This is a genomic window from Micromonospora sp. URMC 105 (assembly GCF_051386295.1).
In the GTDB taxonomy this organism is placed as follows: domain Bacteria; phylum Actinomycetota; class Actinomycetes; order Mycobacteriales; family Micromonosporaceae; genus Micromonospora.
In genome coordinates, this window is sequence record NZ_JBPQTL010000009.1 from 83,789 (window position 1) to 101,170 (window position 17,382).

Sequence of the window (17,382 nt, forward strand, 5' to 3'; positions counted from 1 at the left end):
CGCCCCGCACGGTTCTCCCGTGCGGATCACCACTGTCGCCCGGGCGCCGTCGGCGGCAGGGTCGAGGCATGACTGAGACGCTCGCCGTACCCTCGCCACCGCCGACCCCCACGGACCGCGCCGGCCGTCGCCTCCTGCGGCACCTGGCCGAGATGGCCGCCGCCATGGTGGTCGGGATGCTGCTGCTCGGCCCGCTCTGGCGGCTGGCCGGCGACGCCGCCGGCCGGGCCGACCTGCTGGCCCGGCCGGACGTCGCCGCGCTGGTGATGGCCACCGACATGTCGATCGGGATGGCGGTGTGGATGTGGCACCGGGGTCACGGCGCCCGGGCCACCGCCGAGATGGTCGCCGCCATGTACGTGCCGTTCCTGCTGCTGCTCGTCCCCTACGCGGCCGGGCTGGTCGGCGGGCACGCCCTGATGCTCGGCGGCCACCTGCTGATGGTGCCGGCCATGGTCGTGGTGGCGCTGCGGCACCGGCACGCGCATCCGGCGCCGGCGCCCCACCAGCCGGCGGTGGCCGCGCTGGCCCGCCGGTGGCCGACCTGGCTGGCGCTGCTGATCACGGTCGAGAGCTGGTTCTCCCCGATGCTCCTGCCGCCGTGGAGCGTGCTGGTGCTCCCGGGCGGCTACCTGCTGATCGGCACGGTGCGCCGGCAGTGGCGGGACCGGGGCGCGCTGGCGGTGCAGTTGGCCGGCCTGGCCGGCTGGTCCGCGCTGGCCGGGGTGGCGGCGCTCGCGGACGGCGGCCCGGCGTGGTGGCTGGTCGCCGCCGGCTGGCTCGGGCACGCGGTCTGGGACGTCGCGCACCACCGCGCCGGCCGGGTGGTGCCGCGCGGGTACGCCGAGTTCTGCGCGGTCCTGGACGTCGCCGTCGGGGTGACCATCGTGCTCGCCATCGTCACCTGAGCGTGTCCCGAATGACGGTTGTGCCGGTCGCCGGAGCGGGCCGGGGCCGGTGATGAAAAGCTTTGCCCATGAGTTCCGCACCCGCACCGACCGACCCCACCACCACCGGCAGCACCGACGAGGCGACCGCCTTCGCGGATCTCGGGCTGCGCGCCGAACTGCTCGGCGCGCTCTCCGCCCTCGGCTACGAGGAGCCGACCCCGATCCAGCGCGAGGCGATCCCTCCGCTGCTGGCCGGCCAGGACCTGCTCGGCCAGGCGGCCACCGGTACGGGCAAGACGGCCGCGTTCGCGCTCCCGCTGCTGCAGCGGATGCCGGACGGGCGCCGCGGCGGGGACCCGGTGTCGCTGGTGCTGGTGCCCACCCGCGAGCTGGCGGTGCAGGTGTCGGAGGCGTTCCACCGGTACGGCAAGGACCTGGGCACCCGGGTGCTGCCGATCTACGGCGGCCAGCCGATCGGCCGGCAGCTGCGGGCGCTGGACGCCGGCGTGGACGTGGTGGTGGCCACCCCCGGCCGGGCGCTGGACCACATCGCCCGGGGCACGCTGCGCCTGGGTGAGCTGGCCACGGTGGTGCTGGACGAGGCGGACGAGATGCTCGACATGGGCTTCGCCGAGGACATCGAGGCGATCCTGGAGCACGCGCCGGAGCAGCGGCAGACGGTGCTCTTCTCGGCGACCATGCCGTCGCGGATCGACGGGATGGCCCGCCAGCACCTGACCGACCCGGTACGCATCCAGATCGGCCGGGAGCAGCCGGTCGCCGGCGAGGCACCCCGGGTACGGCAGAGCGCGTACATCGTCGCCCGGGGGCACAAGCCGGCCGCGCTGGGCCGGGTGCTGGACGTGGAGTCCCCCACCGCCGCGATCGTCTTCTGCCGCAGCCGGGAGGAGGTGGACCGGCTCACCGAGACGATGAACGGCCGGGGCTACCGGGCCGAGGCGCTGCACGGCGGGATGAGCCAGGAGCAGCGTGACCGGGTGATGGGCCGGCTGCGGTCGAGCACCGCCGACCTGCTGGTCGCCACCGACGTGGCCGCCCGCGGTCTGGACGTGGAGCAGCTCACCCACGTGGTCAACTACGACGTGCCGTCGGCGCCGGAGTCCTACGTGCACCGGATCGGCCGGGTGGGCCGGGCCGGGCGGGAGGGCGTGGCGATCACCCTCGCCGAGCCGCGCGAGCACCGGATGCTCAAGACCATCGAGCGGGTCACCGGGCAGCGGATCACCATCGACAAGATCCCGACGGTGGCCGACCTGCGGACCCGTCGGCTGGAGCTGACCCAGGCCGCGCTGCGCGAGTCGCTGCTCGAGGACGACCTGGACCCGTTCCGGGTGATCGTGGAGACGCTCAGCGACGAGTTCGACCTGATGGAGGTCGCGCTGGCGGCGGTGAAGCTGGCCCACGAGGCGGCCGGGCCGACCAGCGAGGACGAGGAGGAGATCCCGCAGGTCGCGGTCCGGGCTCCCCGGGAGGGCCGGCCGGAGACCGGGGGCCGGGGCGACCGCCGGGGCGGGGCCCGGCCGCGTTCGGCCGGCACCACCCAGGTCTTCATCGGGCTGGGCCGGCGCGCCGGCGTCCGCCCGCAGGACCTGGTGGGGGCGATCACCGGAGAGACCGGGCTCAACGGGCGGGACATCGGCTCGATCGAGATCGCGGACCGGTTCTCGCTGGTGGAGATCCCGGTCGGGGTCGCCGACGAGGTGATCGCGGGACTGCGCGGCAGCACCATCAAGGGCCGCAAGGCCACCGTACGGCGGGATCGTGACGGCGGTGAGGGTGGCGGCGAGCGCCGCTTCGACGGCGGTGACCGCCGCGAGCGCCGCGACTTCGGCGGTGACCGCCGCCGCGACCGTCCCTGAGCTCAGACACGCCGAGGCCCCCGGTCGTCGGACCGGGGGCCTCGGCGCGTCCAGCCTCAGGCGGCGGCGAGGGCCGGGCCGGTGAGGGTGTCGGCGTCGGCCGGGCGCAGCGCCAGGGCGAGCACGTCGGCGACGTCGGCGAGGGTGTGCACGGTCAGCGCCTCGCGGACCTCGGCGGGCAGGTCGTCCAGGTCCGGCTCGTTGCGGGCCGGGATGATCACCTCGGTCAGGCCGGCCCGGTGGGCGGCGAGCAGCTTCTGCTTCACCCCGCCGATGGGCAGCACCCGGCCGGAGAGGGTCACCTCGCCGGTCATCCCGAACTCGGGCCGCACCGGGCGGCCGGTCACCAGGGACGCCAGCGCGGTGACCATGGTGATGCCAGCGCTGGGGCCGTCCTTGGGCACCGCGCCCGCCGGGAAGTGGACGTGGATCCGTCGCCCGGCGAGGGCGTTCGGGTCGATGCCGAGCCGGCGCCCGTTGGAGCGCAGGTACGACAGCGCGATGTGGGCGGACTCCTTCATCACGTCGCCGAGCTGGCCGGTCAGGGTCAGCCCCGGCTCGCCCTCCATGCTGGTCGCCTCGATGAAGAGCACGTCTCCACCCGCGCCGGTGACCGCCAGGCCGGTGGCCACGCCGGGCACCGCGGTGCGCTCGGCCGACTCCGGGGTGAACTTCGGCCGGCCCAGGTAGCGGGCCAGGTTGCCGGTGTCCACCCGGACCGGGGCCGGGTCGTCTGCCAGCTCGACGGCGACCTTGCGCAGGATCTTCGCCAGGGCGCGTTCGAGCTGCCGCACGCCGGCCTCCCGGGTGTGCTCCCCCGCGATCCGCGCGAGGGCCTCGTCGGCCACGGTGACCTCGTCGGCCGTCAGGCCGGCCCGCTCCCGCTGCCGGGGCAGCAGGTGGTCCCGGGCGATGGCCACCTTCTCGTCCTCGGTGTAGCCGTCCAGGGTGACCAGCTCCATCCGGTCCAGCAGCGGGCCGGGGATGGTCTCCACCACGTTGGCGGTGGCCAGGAAGAGCACGTCGGACAGGTCGAGGTCGACCTCCAGGTAGTGGTCCCGGAAGGTGTGGTTCTGCGCCGGGTCGAGCACCTCCAGCAGGGCGGCGGCCGGGTCGCCGGCGTATCCGGCGGCCAGCTTGTCGACCTCGTCGAGGAGCACGACCGGGTTCATCGAGCCGGCCTCCCGCAGCGCGCGGACGATCCGGCCGGGCAGCGCGCCGACGTAGGTGCGCCGGTGACCGCGGATCTCCGCCTCGTCGCGGACGCCGCCGAGCGACACCCGGACGAAGTTGCGCCCGAGCGCCCGGGCGATCGACTCGCCGAGGCTGGTCTTGCCGACTCCGGGCGGGCCGGCGAGGGCGAGGACCGCGCCGGAGCCGCGGCCGCCGACCACGCCGAGGTTGCGCTCGGCCCGCCGGTTGCGCACCGCCAGGTATTCCAGGATGCGGTCCTTCACGTCGGTCAGGCCGGCGTGGTCGGCGTCGAGCACCGCGCGGGCCGCGGCGAGGTCGGTGTTGTCCTGGGTACGCGTGCTCCACGGCATCTCCAGCACGGTGTCCAGCCAGGTCCGGATCCAGCCCGCCTCCGGGGAGGCGTCGCTGGCCCGCTCCAGCTTGCCGACCTCGCGCAGCGCCGCCTCGCGGACCTTGTCGGGCAGCGCGGCGGCCTCGACCCGGGCCCGGTAGTCGGCGGAGCCGTCGGGCTCGTCCTCGCCGAGTTCCTTGCGGATGGCGGCGAGCTGCTGGCGGAGCAGGAACTCCCGCTGGGACTTCTCCAGCCCCTCGCGGACGTCGCTGTTGATCCGCTCGGCGACCTCCTGCTCGGCGAGGTGGTCCTTCACCCAGCCCACGAGCAGTTCCAGCCGGGCGACGACGTCCGGCGCGGCGAGCAGTTCGGTCTTCTGCGCCAGGGTGAGCCAGGGCGCGTAGCCGGCCGCGTCGGCCAGCTCGGAGACGTCGGTCATCCGCTCCATGGCGTCGATGACCTGCCAGGCGCCGCGCTGCTGGAGGACCGAGGTCATCAGCGCGCGGTACTCGCGGGCGAGTTCCCGGGCCCGGCCGGCCGGGGCGGGTTCGTCGAGTTCGGTCGCCTCGACCCAGAGGGCGGCGCCGGGTCCGGGCACGCCGGAGCCGATCCGGGCCCGGGCGAGGCCGCGGATCACGGCGGCGGGTTCGCCGTCGGGCAGCCGGCCCACCTTCTCTATGGTGGCGATCGTGCCGACGGAGCCGTACTCGCCGTCGATGCGGGGCACCGCGAGGAGCTGCTTGTCGCCGGTGGCGCGGGCCGCGTCGACCGCCGCCTGGGTGGTCGGGTCGAGGGTCACCGGGATGACCATGCCGGGCAGCAGGACGGCGTCGGTCAGTGGAAGTACCGGAAGAGTTGCCATCGAACACCTGCTATCGCGTTGAGTTGAGCGTGTCAGGCTCAAGTCACAAAGCGTTCCCCTTGTTCCTGGGTGTGGCCCAGGCCACTGCTGCGGATGGAGCGGAACGGGAGCAGGTCGCGAGGCCGCCCACCGGCGAGGACGACGGCCACCGGCACGGCGAGGCCGGTCAGCGCCAGTGCGGCCACCGTCGCAGCGGGCAGGCCGGACAGCAGCGCCACGGCGGTCAGGCCGACGAGGACGGCGAGCTTGCGCCGGGCCTCGCGGAGGGAGCGGGATGACACGGTTGCCTCCTTCGTACGGCCGGCCGGGGCGGGCCGGCGCCCGCCCCGGCCGGGTCAGAGCAGGACGAGCAGGGCGGCGCCGACCGCCGCCGCGGGAATCGTGGTGATCACGGTCGCCAGGGCGGCCGAGTGCCGGCGCAGCGCGGCCAGCGGGATCAGGGCGTCCCCGTCCTGGCTGATCGCGTTCGCCACCAGGGTCGGCAGCGGCAGGCCGCCGCTGACGTACAGGCCGGTGAAGACGATCTGCACGGCACACCCCGGGATGAGCCCGATGGCCGCGCCGACCAGCACGCCGAGCAGGCCGGTCAGCGCCAGTTGCGAGCCGTCGAAACCGGTCGCGGTGGTGACCACCTGCCAGCCGAGGTACGCCACGGCCACCCAGACGGTGACGAAGGACGCCTCGTGCGCGCTGTGCCGCAACGTCTCGCGCAGCGACCGCGGGTACGCCGTCTCCAGGCTGTCGTCGGCCAGCCGCCCCCGCCCGGCGGCGAAGATCAGCACCGCGACCAGCGTGCCGAGCACCCCCAGCGCCAGGTACGGGTCGACCCCGCCGAGCGCGCGGGTCAGCACGGTCGGGTCGACCATCTGGAAGACCACCGGCACCGACACCGCGAACGCCGGCGTGGTCAGCCCCCAGAAGGCGGGGGCCGGGTCGCGTCGCCGCAGCCCGTCGAGCAGCCCCGCCCCCCGGCCTGCGACCGGCGTGCCCGGCCCCGCACCGGCGTGGCCCCCCGGACGGCCCGGCGCCGCCGGAGGCAGGCCGGTCGCCGGGTCGGTGCCGGTGGACCGGGCGGTCACCGGGCCGCCGGCGGCGGTGACCAGGGCGGGTACGGGACCGGCGGTCCGGGCCGGGGCGGCGGTGGCCCGGGCGCGGCGGCGGGCCGGGTCGATGCCGAGCGCGTCGACGACGTACCCGGTGACCAGTCCCACCGCGAAGAGCAGCACGTGGATCTGGAGCGCGAAGAGCGGGTTCCAGGCCAGCACCACCCAGGACGAGTCGCCCATGGTGGCGGCCAGCGCGGCCACCACGGTGCCGAAGGAGACCTTGCCGCGGGCGTAGAGCGGCATCAGCACGATCGCGCCGCCGCACCCGGGGCTCACCCCGAGCAGCGCGCCGACCAGCGGGCCGAGGCGGGGACGCCGGGTCAGGCCGTCGGTGACCCGGTCCCCGTGCCGCCACCGCAGCCAGCCGAAGAACGCCACCATCACGGCGACGTAGACACCCACCTGCATGAAGGCGTCCGCCAGCGGACGCAGGACGAGTTCGGTCACAGCGCACCTCCTGCGCGTACGGGTGCCGCCGGGCCGTCCACGCGGGGACGGCCCGGCGCGGCGACCTCAGGTGAGCTTGCTCTTGACCGTGTTGACCATGCCGCCGGCGACACCCGGGTTGGTGCCGTACAGCCGCGGGTCGCCCGGGGCCAGCACCGGCTCGGGAGCGTGCGCCCGCGGGCTGTGGTCGTAACGGAACTCGCCCTTGCCGTCGGGGGTCGGGCCGGAGGCCCACCGCCCCTGCGCGGCGTCGTTGCCCGGAGAGAAGTCCAGGTAGGTGTAGCTGAACTGCTCGGTCAGCTCCTTGGAGTCGGGGAAGGCGTCCGGGACCGGCATCTCCTCCAGCCCGTCCTCCTTGAGCTGCTCGATCGCCGCCATCCACATGTTCTGGTGCATGGTGTCCCGGGCCAGCAGGAAACGCAGCATCTGCTTGACGCCCGGGTCGTCGGTCATGTGGAACAGCCGGGCGACCTGGAGGCGGCCCTGCGCCTCGGCGGTGACGTTGAGCTGGAAGTCGGCCATCAGGTTGCCGCTGGCGGTGATGAAGGACCCGTTCCACGGCACGCCGTTGCTGTCCGTCGGCAGCGCTCCGCCGCCGCCGTGGATGAAGTGCGCCGGGTTCGACCCGCCGTAGATCGCCCCGACCATCGGGTTGTCGTCGGCGGCCTCCTGCAACGACAGGGGCGCGTTCTCCAGCAGCCGGGTGATCATGGTGGAGATCATCTCGACGTGGCCCATCTCCTCGGTGCCCACGTCGAGCAGCAGGTCCTTGTACTTGCCGGGCAGCCGGCAGTTCCAGCCCTGGTAGAGGTACTGGTTGGCGACCGTCATCTCGCCCCACTTGCCGCCCAGGATCTCCTGGAGCCGGCGGGCGAACGCGGCGTCGGGGCCGTCCGGCTTGGCCTCGAACTGCAGGTCCTTGATGTGGCTGAACATTTCTCCTCCTCGGTGTCGGGGGTGACACCGAGCAGGGTTCCCACCGCGCCGACCCGTCGGGGCCATCCGGCGGCCCCGGCGGGTCAACCCGTCCGGCGCCGGTCGCAGGGCAGCAGCACCTCCACGGCCACCCCGCGCGGGCGCAGCCGGTGCGCCCGCACCGTGCCGCCGTCGGTGGCGACCAGCTGGCGCGTGATCCACAGGCCGAGTCCGTGCATCCCGCCGCCGGGGGTGGGCCGGCGCAGCGCCTCGGTGAGGCCGTCGGCGGAGCGGCCCTGGTCGGTGACGAGGATGCTCAGCCCGGCCGGACGTACCGCGGCGTAGAGCCCGACCTCGCCGTCGGCCGGTCCGTGCCGCAGCGCGTTCTGCACCAGGTTCACCAGCACCTGCCGGGTCCGCCGGGCCGGCACCGGGCACCGGCCGGCCTGCGGGGTGACCCGGGCACGCAGCCGGTGCGGAGGGACCAGGGCGGCCACCACGGGGAGGAGGTCGGCCAGCGGCGCGGCCGGTTCCGGGCGGACGGCCCGGCTCAGCGCCCCGCCGCCGGCGGTCACCTCGCGCAGCAGCCCGTCCAGGTGGGCGGCCTGCTGGCGGGCCAGCTCGCTGATCGCCCGGCGCTCCTCGGCGGTCAGCCCGCCCCGGTCCTCGGCGAGCGCCCGGGTCAGCGAGGCCAGCGAGCTGACCGGGGTCCGCAACTCGTGGCACAGCACCCGCAGCACCAGCCCCGGGTCGTCCAGCCCGCCGGCGGGTTCCCCGGGGTCCGGGCCGTCGGGCCGCCACCGTCGCACCATCGCCGTCGATCCGTGTCGCGCGCGCATCCCGCCCAACTCCCCTCTATCCGTACAAATCCGCATGATCCGTACCCGTTCGGGAAGGAAACAGGCATGCTCGACGCCCCCATCCGGCTCGTCGTCGTGGACGACCATCCCCTCTTCGTCCGGGGGCTCGAACTGCTGCTGCCCGCCACCACCGACGGGCGCGCCCGGGTTGTCGACTCCACCGGCGACGCGTCCGCCGCCGCCTCGCTGGTGGGCCGCACGCAGCCCGATCTCGCCCTGGTCGACCTGCACATGCCGCCGCCCGGCGGGATCCGCGCCATCGCCGCCATCCGCCGCACCACCCCCCGGGTACGGGTGGTGGCGATGTCCGGCGGGGAGGACCCGGCGCCCGCGCTCGAGGCCCTGCGCGCCGGGGCCGAGGGATTCCTGCCCAAAAGCAGCGAGCCGGAGGAGCTGCTGCCACCGATCATGGCCATCCTCGACGGCTGGGCCGTGCTGCCCGGCGCACTGCTGCGCGGACTGCTCCGGCCGGTGCGCACCGGCTCGGTCGACCTCGACGACGAGGAACGGCGGCTGTTGAAGGCGATCGCGAGCGGCCACAGCACCGTGGAGATCGCCGAGCAGTTGCACGTCTCGGAACGGACGGTGAAGCGGATGACCGCGGCGCTGCTGCGCAAGCTGCGCGTCTCCAGCCGCGCCGAGGCCGCCGCCCTGGCCGGGCACGCCGGACTGCTCGGCGACTGACGCCGGCCGCCCATTGGCCCGCGCGGATTTTCCACGATTGACGCGACGCGTCAAATGAAAGGCGCACATATTGTTGCGGATTTGCCGGGCGATAGGTCAAACTCTTGAGCACACCCCGCCCGACACAGGGAGCAATGGCGATGGCAAGGAAAGTAATCACCGTTCTGACCGACGACCTCGACGGCGGAAAGGCCGATCGGACCGTCGAGTTCAGCCTGGACGGGGTGGCGTACACCATCGACCTCTCCGACGAGAACGCGGGTGTCCTGCGCAAGGCGCTCGACCCGTACATCGGCGCTGGCAGGCGGATGGGGCGTGGCAACGTGGACGCCGGCCGACCGGCGGTCCGCCGCCCGGCCCGCGCCGGGGTCTCGGGAATGGACCGCGAGCAGAACCGGGCCATCCGCGAATGGGCCGTCAAGAACGGCTACGAGATTTCCGAGCGGGGGCGGATCCCGGTCAACGTCGTGGAGGCGTGGAAGAACCGCTGACCGGCACCGCCGGAGCATCACGATACGCCGCGCCGGGGTCACGCTGAGAAATCAGTGAAGGCCCCGGCGTTTTTCCGCCCCGTTCACAATTTCCACCCGGCGGTGCGTCTCCGGACGGGAAGCGCCACCTCGGCTCACTCCCCGGTGACCCCGTCGAGCAGCTCCCGGGCCACGTCGAGCTGGCCCACGTGCCGGGCGTACTCCTGCAGCAGGTGGAACAGGATCCTGCCCAGCGACGGCGCGTGCGCGGCCGTGTGGAACCGGCCGCCGAGCGCCGCCCGCCGCGCCAGGGGCACCCCGGCGACGATCCGGCGGGTGTGCGCCACCTCCGCCCGGTACGCCCGCCACACCTGCGCCGTCGACAGGGTCTCCACCCGCCACTCGGCATCGTCGCCGCCGGGCGGAGCCGGCTCGACCGGCTCGGCGGCGAAGCCCCACCGGATCCAGCGCCGCTCCACCCACCCCAGGTGGCGGACCAGCCCGAGCGGGGACCAGCCGAGCCGGTCGACGGGGGTGCGCAGCTGCCCATCCGACAGCCCGGCGGTCTTGCGGGCCAGCGCCTCGCGGTACCAGTCGAGGTAGCCCAGCAGAAGCTCACGAGGATCGTCGACGTGGTTGCCGGGACCGTCGAGCAGGACCGGGAAACGGGCGTCCGACATCCACCGACCCTATGGCCGAAGAGTGACCCTCGCCACGGTCCCACCCGCCGCGCCGCACGCACACGACCGCGGGGCGCCCGGATCTCTCCGGACGGCCCGCGACTGTCGCGTACGACGGGTCAGCCGACCTCGATGCGCACCACGTCGAAGGCGGGGGTCTGGTTGGCCCGCTCCATCATCGGCACCCGGTGCGAGCCGTCGCCGGCCCAGACCGCGCACTGCGCCGTGCCCGACTGCGGCAGGCCCGGAACCTGGATGGCGACCTCGTCGGCCTCGTTACCGCCGCGACCGTCCTCGGTGGCGACGAAGAACGCCGGCACGTCCTGCGGGTTCGACGGGGCCTCGGTGGTGCTCTGCAGCATCCGGCAGGCGGTGTGGAAGTGACCGCGGGTCAGCCCCTGGTCGTTGAGGACCGAGCTCTCCAGGTAGTAGCCGCCCTGCCCGGCCGCGAGGAACCGGTCGCGGATCAGGTTGCGGGTGGAGACCCGCAGCGTGAAGGCCTGGTTGGGCTGCACCTGCTCGGGGAACTGCGTGATCAGCAGCGACGGGTTGTTGGCGGCGGCGCCGACCTCACCGAAGGCCGTGCTGACGCACCGGTTGCCGTTCTGGAAACCGTCGTGCGGCTGCAGGTCGCTGTTGGTGCAGTCCTTGGCCAGTACGCCGAGCGCATTGCCGCCGTTGTTGTTCCCGCCGTTGTTGTTCTGGCCACCGTTCTGGCCACCGTTCTGACCGCCGTTCTGACCGCCATTGGTCGGGCTGGCGGTCGGCGCACCGGTCTGACCGCCGTTCTGGCCGCCGTTCTGGCCGCCATTGGCGCCGCCGTTGTTGGTGTTCGCCGCGACGGTGCACTTCGCGAGCTGGTCAAGGCCCTGCGGGCGCGGGCCCACCCGGTCGATGGCGGTCGTGATCCGGTTCAGGGTCGCGCGCCGCTTGTCCTCCAGGGGACGCAGGATGGCGTTGTTGATGAAGTTCTGCCCGTTGCGCCCCTCGGCGGCCAGCCGCCGATCGGCCTCGGCGATCTGGGTCCGCAGCAGGGCGAGGTTCCGGTCGACCTCGGCCCGGGCGCGGTCCGGGACCTGCGGAAGCCGGGCCACCACGTCCGGGCAGACCACGGCGGAGGCGACGGTGTTGACCGGCGCGTTGCCGGACTTGACCGCCTGGCACTCGGCCACCGACATCTGGCCGTCGCCCCAGTGGTTGCGTACCCAGCGCCCGTTCTGCCACGTCTGCGTGGTGCTGCCGCGCCCGCTCGGCGACGTGGCGCCGGGACTCGGCGCGACGCAGGCGGACGAGACGTTGCGGGTCGTCGTCGTCCGCCGGTTCTCGTGAGCCGACGAGATCTGGGTCACCGCGGCGATTCCGCCGAAGACCGCGAGCGCGCCGACCGCCGCCAGCAGCCGCTTGCTCCGCGCGTTACCGGATGACCGGCGCGCCCCTGTGGACCTGCGCATCGAATTGCTCTCCTTCTCGATCCGGTACCTGACTCGTGACCCCGTCGGGCGGACGGAATTCGGGGTGGAAGCCCGTCGGGATCACTGCGACGTTCCGGTCGCGCGTCGATGGCCGACGATGCCCCTTCCGCACCGTCCGCCGCGTCGGGTGGCGCGGCTGGGAAGAACTGTGTCCATTCCCGCTTAGGTACGGAGCGCCGCGGACGATGGTTCAACGCGGATCGAGGAATTCGGCGCAGCATGGCGGCCGGGGCCCGGGCGGGCCCCGCGGGAGACGCGGAGTCACCGCGCGGCGACGCTGCGGTCGGGTGTCAGTCCGCGCAGAGGTGGTCGAACGCGAAGCCGCCCACCAGTTCGTCCCGGCGGGCACGCAGCCCGCGGATCTCCCGGCGCAGCGCGGCCCGGTCGACCAGCGCCGGCTCGTCGTCCTCCAGTACGCGCAACCGGTCGCCGACCGCCACGGCGGCCAGGTCCTCGGCCAGCCGGGCCGCGTCCACGCCGCACCAGAAGCGGTGCTCGCGGACCGTCACCCGCTCGACCAGGCAGCGGCCGGGACGCACCTCGACCCAGCTCCACCCCTCGGCGGCCCCGTCGTGCCACCGGACGTGCAGCCCGCGCACGATCGGGTCGGCCAGCCGCCGCGACACGTACGCCTCCACGGCGGCGGTCCGGGCCAGCGCGCCCAGGTCGTTGACGGGGCCGGTGCGACCGTCGGGCAGCCGGCCGAGGATGTCGCGGAAGCCCACCGCCGTGCCGTACCCGTCGTCGTCGGGACCGGTGGACGGGCCGGGGCCGGTGTAGGCCCGGGCGTCGAGGACGTACCCGACGATCCGCAGGCCGTGCACGGCGGCGCGCACCGTGGTCGACTCGATCCGCAGCACGGGCAGGTCGACCGCCGCGCACACGGCGTCGCGCATCCGCTCGGCCCGCTGCGCCGCCGAGCCGGCCGGCGCGGGCGCGCCGAACACGACGGCGAAGAGCGGCCGGCCGGTGTCGGCGGCGCAGACCACGTGGTCGAGTTCCTCGCGGGTGGCCGAACTCCACTGGTGCCCGGTGATGCCCTCCGGGCGCCGGGTCACCAGGTCGCCGAGCCGGCGGCCGGTGTGCACCACGTGACCGTCGCGGATGGACAGCGCGGCACCGTCGACCGGCAGCGGCCGCAGCCGGGAACCGTCGTCGGTGGCGGTACGCGTCATGGTGGTGCCGGATCCTCCGGTGGTCGGTCGACCGGCCGAGTCTAGGGCGTCGAGCCTGGTCGTCGCCGCGCCGGTGCGCTCCGATCCGCCTGCCCACGCCGCCGGGTGCGCGGGCGGACCGTTTTCTCTAGGCTCAGCGGGTGCGGCACAGCGGACAGGCACCGGAAGTGTTGACCAAGCGCAGCCTCGTCACGGTCTCCCACGCCATCGAGCGAGCGGCGCTGGCCACCGCCGAGGACGGGCCGCTGGTGGTGATCGCGCTGTTCCAGCGGATGCCGTACTTCAGCCGGGAGCGGGCCCGCTACGAGCAGATCGCCGTCGGCGCCGCGGTGACCGTCGTCGGTCTGGTCGGCGAGACGCCGCCGAGGCTGCCCGCCGGGGCGTACGGGGTGGCGCTCGACGAGACCGACGAACTGGCCCGGGAGTGGAGCGTGGTGGCGCTGACCCCGCGCTTCGGGGCGACCCTGGTCGCCCGCGACCGCCGCGAGGTCGAGGTGGCCGAGACGCTGGAGGCGGGGCGGCTCTTCGACGGCCGGTGGAGTTTCCGCCGGGACGAGGCGCTGCACGAGGTGCTGCGGCTGCGCGCGCAGCTCGCCGACCGGCTGCCGGTGGAGGCGCTGGCAGCCATCGACCAGGTGCTCGCCCGGGTGCGTGACCTGCCGGCGACCCCCGGAGAGGGCCGGGCCGAGGCGGCGCTGCGGCTGATGGCCGACCGGGCCCAGCGGGCGCACCGCCCGGGGCCGCCGGTGCCGCCCGACGGCGACCCGGCGGACACCCCGGTCGCGCTGGTCGACGAGCCGGCGCTGCGCCGGTGGACCGGCCTGGCGGGCGTCACCGCGTCCGGCACCCTGCCGGTGGCGCTGATCGGGGTACGGGTGGCCGAGCCGGTGGGCACCCCGGAGCGCTTCGGGCGGCGCAGTGCTGCCCGTGAGGCGCAGGCGGTGATCGGCGCGCTGACCGCGCCGCTGCGCCCGGTCGACCGGGCGGTACGCCTCGCCCCCGACGAGTACCTGCTGATCCTGCCGTCGGTGACCGAGCAGGAGGCGCTGGCCGTCGCCGGTCGGGTGCACGCCGCGCTGGCCGGGCTGGCCCGGTCGTACCCGTTCGTCGCCTACGCGGTGCACGCCGCGGTGACCGTGACCGACCGGCGGCCGCTGCCGGTGGCCGAGGTACGCCACGCCGTGCAGTGGGCCGCCCGGGAGGGCGTGCCGGTGGCCACGGTGGCCCGGGAGGCGACGCCCGCGCGGGCCGGCCGGGCCTGACGGCGGGCGCTGCGCCCCGGGTGGTGGCTCAGGCCTCCCCCATCACCAGTCCCTCGATGGTGTGCTTCTGCCGGATCGGGGTCAGCCGTTCCACCACCGGGCAGGGCAGGTGGGCGCGCGCCAGGTCGGGCAGCTGGTCCCAGTACTCCCGGGTGACCGCCATGTCGTGCCGCTCGGCGTTGCCGGCGCCGGGGGCGTCCACGCCGAGCACCAGCACGGGCCGGGCCAGCGCCGAGACGTTCGGGGTGCCCCGGTGGACGGTCAGCGCCGAGCGGGCGGAGATGTCGCCGCGCCGCGGGTACTTGCGCACCGCCCGCTGCAGGTAGCGGGGGTAGCGCTCCTTCGGCGGGAACATGCCGTGGTCGAAGTCGGCGCCGTCGTCCCACTGGGTGCCCGGGGCGATTTCGAACGGGCCCATCTCCTCGACGGTGTCCACCGTGGTCAGGTTGAACGCGAGCGAGGTGAGGCGCCGCTGGCGGCGGGTCTCCTCGGGCATCGGGAAGTCCCGGTGCCAGGGCTGCATGGCGGCGCCCGGGAACGGAATGTCGAAGCCGAGCTCGACGATCTCGTAGTCGGGGCCGAGCACCGCCCGGCAGACCGCCACCACCCACGGGTGGGTGACCAGGTCCGCGAAGCCGCGTAGCTGCTCGGGGTGGATCTCGACGTACCAGCGGTTCGGGCCGCGCCCGACCGCGCCGTCGGGGCGGGAGCGGGCCTCCCGGAAGGCCGCGTCGATGTCCTCGCCGACCTGGTCGACCCACTCGACGTCGAAGGCCCCCCGACAGGCGGTGATGCCGTCGCGGTAGAGGTCGCCGAGCGCCTCGACCGGCGTCTCGTCGGCGGCGGTCGGGCTGGGGTGGGTGGTCATCGGTCCTCCTCGCGTACGCCGGACCAGCCGAGTATTACAACGTTGTAGAAGCGGGGCAAGGGGGGCCCGGGAACGGAATCGGCGACCGGAGGGACGATGGGTCGGACCGGCGGTGGCGGACCGCCGGCCCACCGGCGCGGTCCGCGCCACGGGAAGGGGTACGCCGTGCGGGTGGTCTCGCTGGTGCCGTCGCTGACCGAGGCGGTGGCGGTCACCGTGCCGGAGGTGCTGGTCGGGGCGACCGACTGGTGCACCCACCCGGCGGGGCTGGACGTGGCCCGGGTCGGCGGCAGCAAGTACCCGGACCTGGACCGGGTGCTCGCCCTGCGCCCCGACCTGGTGCTGCTCAACGTGGAGGAGAACCGGCGCGCCGACGCCGACGCGCTGGCCGCGGCCGGGGTGCAGGTGCGGGTCACCTATCCCCGTACCGTGCCGCAGGCGCTGACCGAACTGGCCGACCTGCTCGCCGCGCTCGGCGTCACCGCCGAACCGGACTGGCTCGCCGCCGCCCGCCGCGCCTGGGCCGCCGTCGACCCGCCGCCGGTGCCGCGCCGGGCCGTCGTGCCGGTGTGGCGCCGCCCCTGGGTGGTGCTCGGCAGCGACACCTTCGCCGGAGACGTGCTGCGCCGGCTCGGCGTCACCAACCTGTACGCCGACGACGCCGAGCGGTACCCGCGCCCGGACCTCGACGCGCTGCGGGCCCGGGAGCCCGACCTGGTGGTGCTCCCCGACGAGCCGTACGCGTTCACCGCCGCCGACGGCCCGGAGGCGTTCCCCGGCACGCCGTGCGCGCTGGTCTCCGGCCGGCACCTCACCTGGTACGGCCCGTCGCTGGCGCAGGCGCCCACGCTGCTGGCCGGGCAGCTCGCCGCCCCGGTGACCCACCCGGCCTGACGAGGCAGCGACCCGGCCGTCGCGCTGGTTCTCGCAAGCAGAGTCGGTGGACCGGGCTCGGACGGGGCCGAAGGTCCCGTCGGCGGGGCCTGCTTCGGGGTCCAAGGTCCCGGTCCGGTACGGCCCGACCGGCCCTGCCCGCCACCGGCGCGCGGCGGTGCAATGGATGTGCCACCGGAAAGCGCGGTGCCAGGCAGAGAAGGGACGTGGACACCATGACCGCGACGATCGAGCGGAACACCACCGCCACCACCGACGCTCCGGCGGCCGAGACCCCCCGCGAGCGCGCCGCCCGGTACGTCTGGGCCGGCACCCGGATCGCCCTCGGCTGGATCTTCCTCTGGGCGTTCCTGGACAAGGCCTTCGGCCTGGGCCACGAGACCGAGGCGAAGAACGCCTGGATCAACGGCGGCAGCCCGACCAAGGGCTTCCTCACCTTCGGCGCGACCGGCCCGTTCAAGGGCATCTACCAGGACATCGCCGGTGCGACCTGGGCCGACTGGCTGTTCATGACCGGCCTCGCGGGGATCGGCGTGGCGCTGCTGCTCGGCATCGGGATGCGCCTCGCCGCCACGACCGGCGCGCTGCTGATGGTGCTCATGTGGACCGCCGTCCTGCCTCCCGAGAACAACCTCTTCATGGACGACCACCTGATCTACGCCGCGGTGCTCGCCGGTCTGGCCCTGGTGGGCGCGGGCCACACCCTCGGCCTCGGCCGGGTCTGGGCGGGCCTGCCCATCGTCCGGAAGTACGGCTGGCTGAAGTGACCGCACCGACCCAGGGGCGCCACCGACCGGTGGCGCCCCTGCGGCGTGTCCGGGCCGGGCCGCGCCTCCGGCACGCCACCGGAGGGACTGCCGGGGATCGGTGGGTCGCGATCCGGCAGGATCGGTACCGACCGGACGATCGAGCCAGAACGGCAGGAGATCAGCACATGAGCATGCCCCAGCCAGCCAAGCCCGAGATCGGCCCGATCGAGGGCGCGCCCCCGGCCGACCTCGTCATCGAGGACATCACCGTGGGTGAGGGCCCGGAGGCCCGACCCGGCCAGCTGGTCAGCGTCCACTACGTCGGGGTGTCCCACTCCACCGGGCGCGAGTTCGACGCGTCCTGGAACCGGGGCGAGGCGTTCGAGTTCCCGCTCGGCGGCGGCCAGGTCATCGCCGGGTGGGACCAGGGCGTCGCGGGGATGAAGGTCGGCGGCCGTCGCCGGCTGACCATCCCGCCGCACCTGGGCTACGGCAGCCGTGGCGCCGGCGGCGTCATCAAGCCGAACGAGACGCTGGTCTTCGTCGTCGACCTGCTCGGCGTCAGCTGACCGGACGCGGGGTCGTCGGCGACACGCCGGCGGCCCCGCCCCTCACCCACCGGCCGGCGGCCCGCGGTGGAGGG

The 17,382-nt window shown here is 74.5% G+C and carries 17 protein-coding genes; 8 read left to right on the forward strand and 9 right to left on the reverse strand.

The window, feature by feature from the left end; all coding sequences use genetic code 11:
* Positions 1 to 68: 68 nt before the first annotated feature.
* Positions 69 to 908 carry a hypothetical protein gene (locus ACSNN7_RS05580; protein ID WP_436679549.1) on the forward strand — a complete coding sequence of 280 codons (840 nt, stop codon included), beginning with the start codon at positions 69 to 71 and terminating at the stop codon, positions 906 to 908.
* A gap of 68 nt (positions 909 to 976) precedes the next feature.
* Positions 977 to 2,770: a DEAD/DEAH box helicase gene (locus ACSNN7_RS05585; protein ID WP_436679550.1), complete on the forward strand. Its 1,794-nt coding sequence runs from the start codon at positions 977 to 979 to the stop codon at positions 2,768 to 2,770.
* A 56-nt stretch (positions 2,771 to 2,826) separates the two neighbouring features.
* Here ACSNN7_RS05585 and lon read toward each other — a convergent pair whose 3' ends face one another.
* The 5 genes from lon to ACSNN7_RS05610 all read right to left on the reverse strand — a co-directional run bounded on the left by lon (position 2,827) and on the right by ACSNN7_RS05610 (position 8,437).
* Positions 2,827 to 5,157 (reverse strand): endopeptidase La, encoded by a 2,331-nt coding sequence (lon, locus tag ACSNN7_RS05590; protein WP_436679551.1) that lies wholly within the window; start codon positions 5,155 to 5,157, stop codon positions 2,827 to 2,829.
* A 38-nt stretch (positions 5,158 to 5,195) separates the two neighbouring features.
* Positions 5,196 to 5,438, reverse strand: coding sequence for a hypothetical protein (locus tag ACSNN7_RS05595; RefSeq protein WP_436679552.1), 243 nt, complete (start codon positions 5,436 to 5,438; stop codon positions 5,196 to 5,198).
* 54 nt (positions 5,439 to 5,492) lie between these two features.
* Positions 5,493 to 6,710: a putative manganese transporter gene (locus ACSNN7_RS05600; protein ID WP_436679553.1), complete on the reverse strand. Its 1,218-nt coding sequence runs from the start codon at positions 6,708 to 6,710 to the stop codon at positions 5,493 to 5,495.
* A 66-nt stretch (positions 6,711 to 6,776) separates the two neighbouring features.
* Complete coding sequence (locus ACSNN7_RS05605; RefSeq protein WP_436679554.1) at positions 6,777 to 7,646, reverse strand: manganese catalase family protein; 870 nt, start codon at positions 7,644 to 7,646, stop codon at positions 6,777 to 6,779.
* 83 nt (positions 7,647 to 7,729) lie between these two features.
* Positions 7,730 to 8,437, reverse strand: coding sequence for a sensor histidine kinase (locus ACSNN7_RS05610; RefSeq protein ID WP_436679555.1), 708 nt, complete (start codon positions 8,435 to 8,437; stop codon positions 7,730 to 7,732).
* Positions 8,438 to 8,530: 93 nt separating this feature from the next.
* Here ACSNN7_RS05610 and ACSNN7_RS05615 point away from each other — a divergent pair, with 93 nt between their 5' ends.
* A complete protein-coding gene (locus ACSNN7_RS05615; RefSeq protein ID WP_436679556.1) occupies positions 8,531 to 9,169 on the forward strand; it encodes a response regulator in 639 nt (212 codons plus the stop codon).
* Between the two features lie 140 nt (positions 9,170 to 9,309).
* Positions 9,310 to 9,660: a histone-like nucleoid-structuring protein Lsr2 gene (locus ACSNN7_RS05620; RefSeq protein WP_436679557.1), complete on the forward strand. Its 351-nt coding sequence runs from the start codon at positions 9,310 to 9,312 to the stop codon at positions 9,658 to 9,660.
* Between the two features lie 134 nt (positions 9,661 to 9,794).
* Here the strand turns inward: ACSNN7_RS05620 and ACSNN7_RS05625 are convergent, their stop codons facing one another.
* The 3 genes from ACSNN7_RS05625 to ACSNN7_RS05635 form a co-directional block, all read right to left on the reverse strand.
* The gene (locus ACSNN7_RS05625) at positions 9,795 to 10,319 is read right to left on the reverse strand and encodes a DinB family protein (protein ID WP_436679558.1); all 525 of its coding nucleotides are present in this window, start codon (positions 10,317 to 10,319) and stop codon (positions 9,795 to 9,797) included.
* Positions 10,320 to 10,438: 119 nt separating this feature from the next.
* On the reverse strand, positions 10,439 to 11,770 hold the full coding sequence (locus tag ACSNN7_RS05630; RefSeq protein ID WP_436679559.1) for a hypothetical protein: 1,332 nt from the start codon (positions 11,768 to 11,770) through the stop codon (positions 10,439 to 10,441).
* A 311-nt stretch (positions 11,771 to 12,081) separates the two neighbouring features.
* Positions 12,082 to 12,966 carry a hypothetical protein gene (locus ACSNN7_RS05635; RefSeq protein ID WP_436679560.1) on the reverse strand — a complete coding sequence of 295 codons (885 nt, stop codon included), beginning with the start codon at positions 12,964 to 12,966 and terminating at the stop codon, positions 12,082 to 12,084.
* A gap of 140 nt (positions 12,967 to 13,106) precedes the next feature.
* On the opposite strand from ACSNN7_RS05635, the gene ACSNN7_RS05640 reads away from it, so the two are divergent.
* Positions 13,107 to 14,228: a DICT sensory domain-containing protein gene (locus tag ACSNN7_RS05640; RefSeq protein WP_436679561.1), complete on the forward strand. Its 1,122-nt coding sequence runs from the start codon at positions 13,107 to 13,109 to the stop codon at positions 14,226 to 14,228.
* 28 nt (positions 14,229 to 14,256) lie between these two features.
* Here ACSNN7_RS05640 and ACSNN7_RS05645 read toward each other — a convergent pair whose 3' ends face one another.
* The gene (locus tag ACSNN7_RS05645; protein WP_436679562.1) at positions 14,257 to 15,096 is read right to left on the reverse strand and encodes a phytanoyl-CoA dioxygenase family protein; all 840 of its coding nucleotides are present in this window, start codon (positions 15,094 to 15,096) and stop codon (positions 14,257 to 14,259) included.
* Positions 15,097 to 15,261: 165 nt separating this feature from the next.
* On the opposite strand from ACSNN7_RS05645, the gene ACSNN7_RS05650 reads away from it, so the two are divergent.
* From ACSNN7_RS05650 to ACSNN7_RS05660, 3 genes are all read left to right on the forward strand, one after another.
* Complete coding sequence (locus tag ACSNN7_RS05650) at positions 15,262 to 15,990, forward strand: helical backbone metal receptor (protein WP_436679563.1); 729 nt, start codon at positions 15,262 to 15,264, stop codon at positions 15,988 to 15,990.
* A 206-nt stretch (positions 15,991 to 16,196) separates the two neighbouring features.
* Positions 16,197 to 16,757, forward strand: a complete 561-nt coding sequence (locus ACSNN7_RS05655) for a hypothetical protein (RefSeq protein WP_436679564.1) — start codon at positions 16,197 to 16,199, stop codon at positions 16,755 to 16,757.
* A gap of 173 nt (positions 16,758 to 16,930) precedes the next feature.
* On the forward strand, positions 16,931 to 17,308 hold the full coding sequence (locus ACSNN7_RS05660; RefSeq protein ID WP_436679567.1) for an FKBP-type peptidyl-prolyl cis-trans isomerase: 378 nt from the start codon (positions 16,931 to 16,933) through the stop codon (positions 17,306 to 17,308).
* Positions 17,309 to 17,382 lie beyond the last annotated feature (74 nt).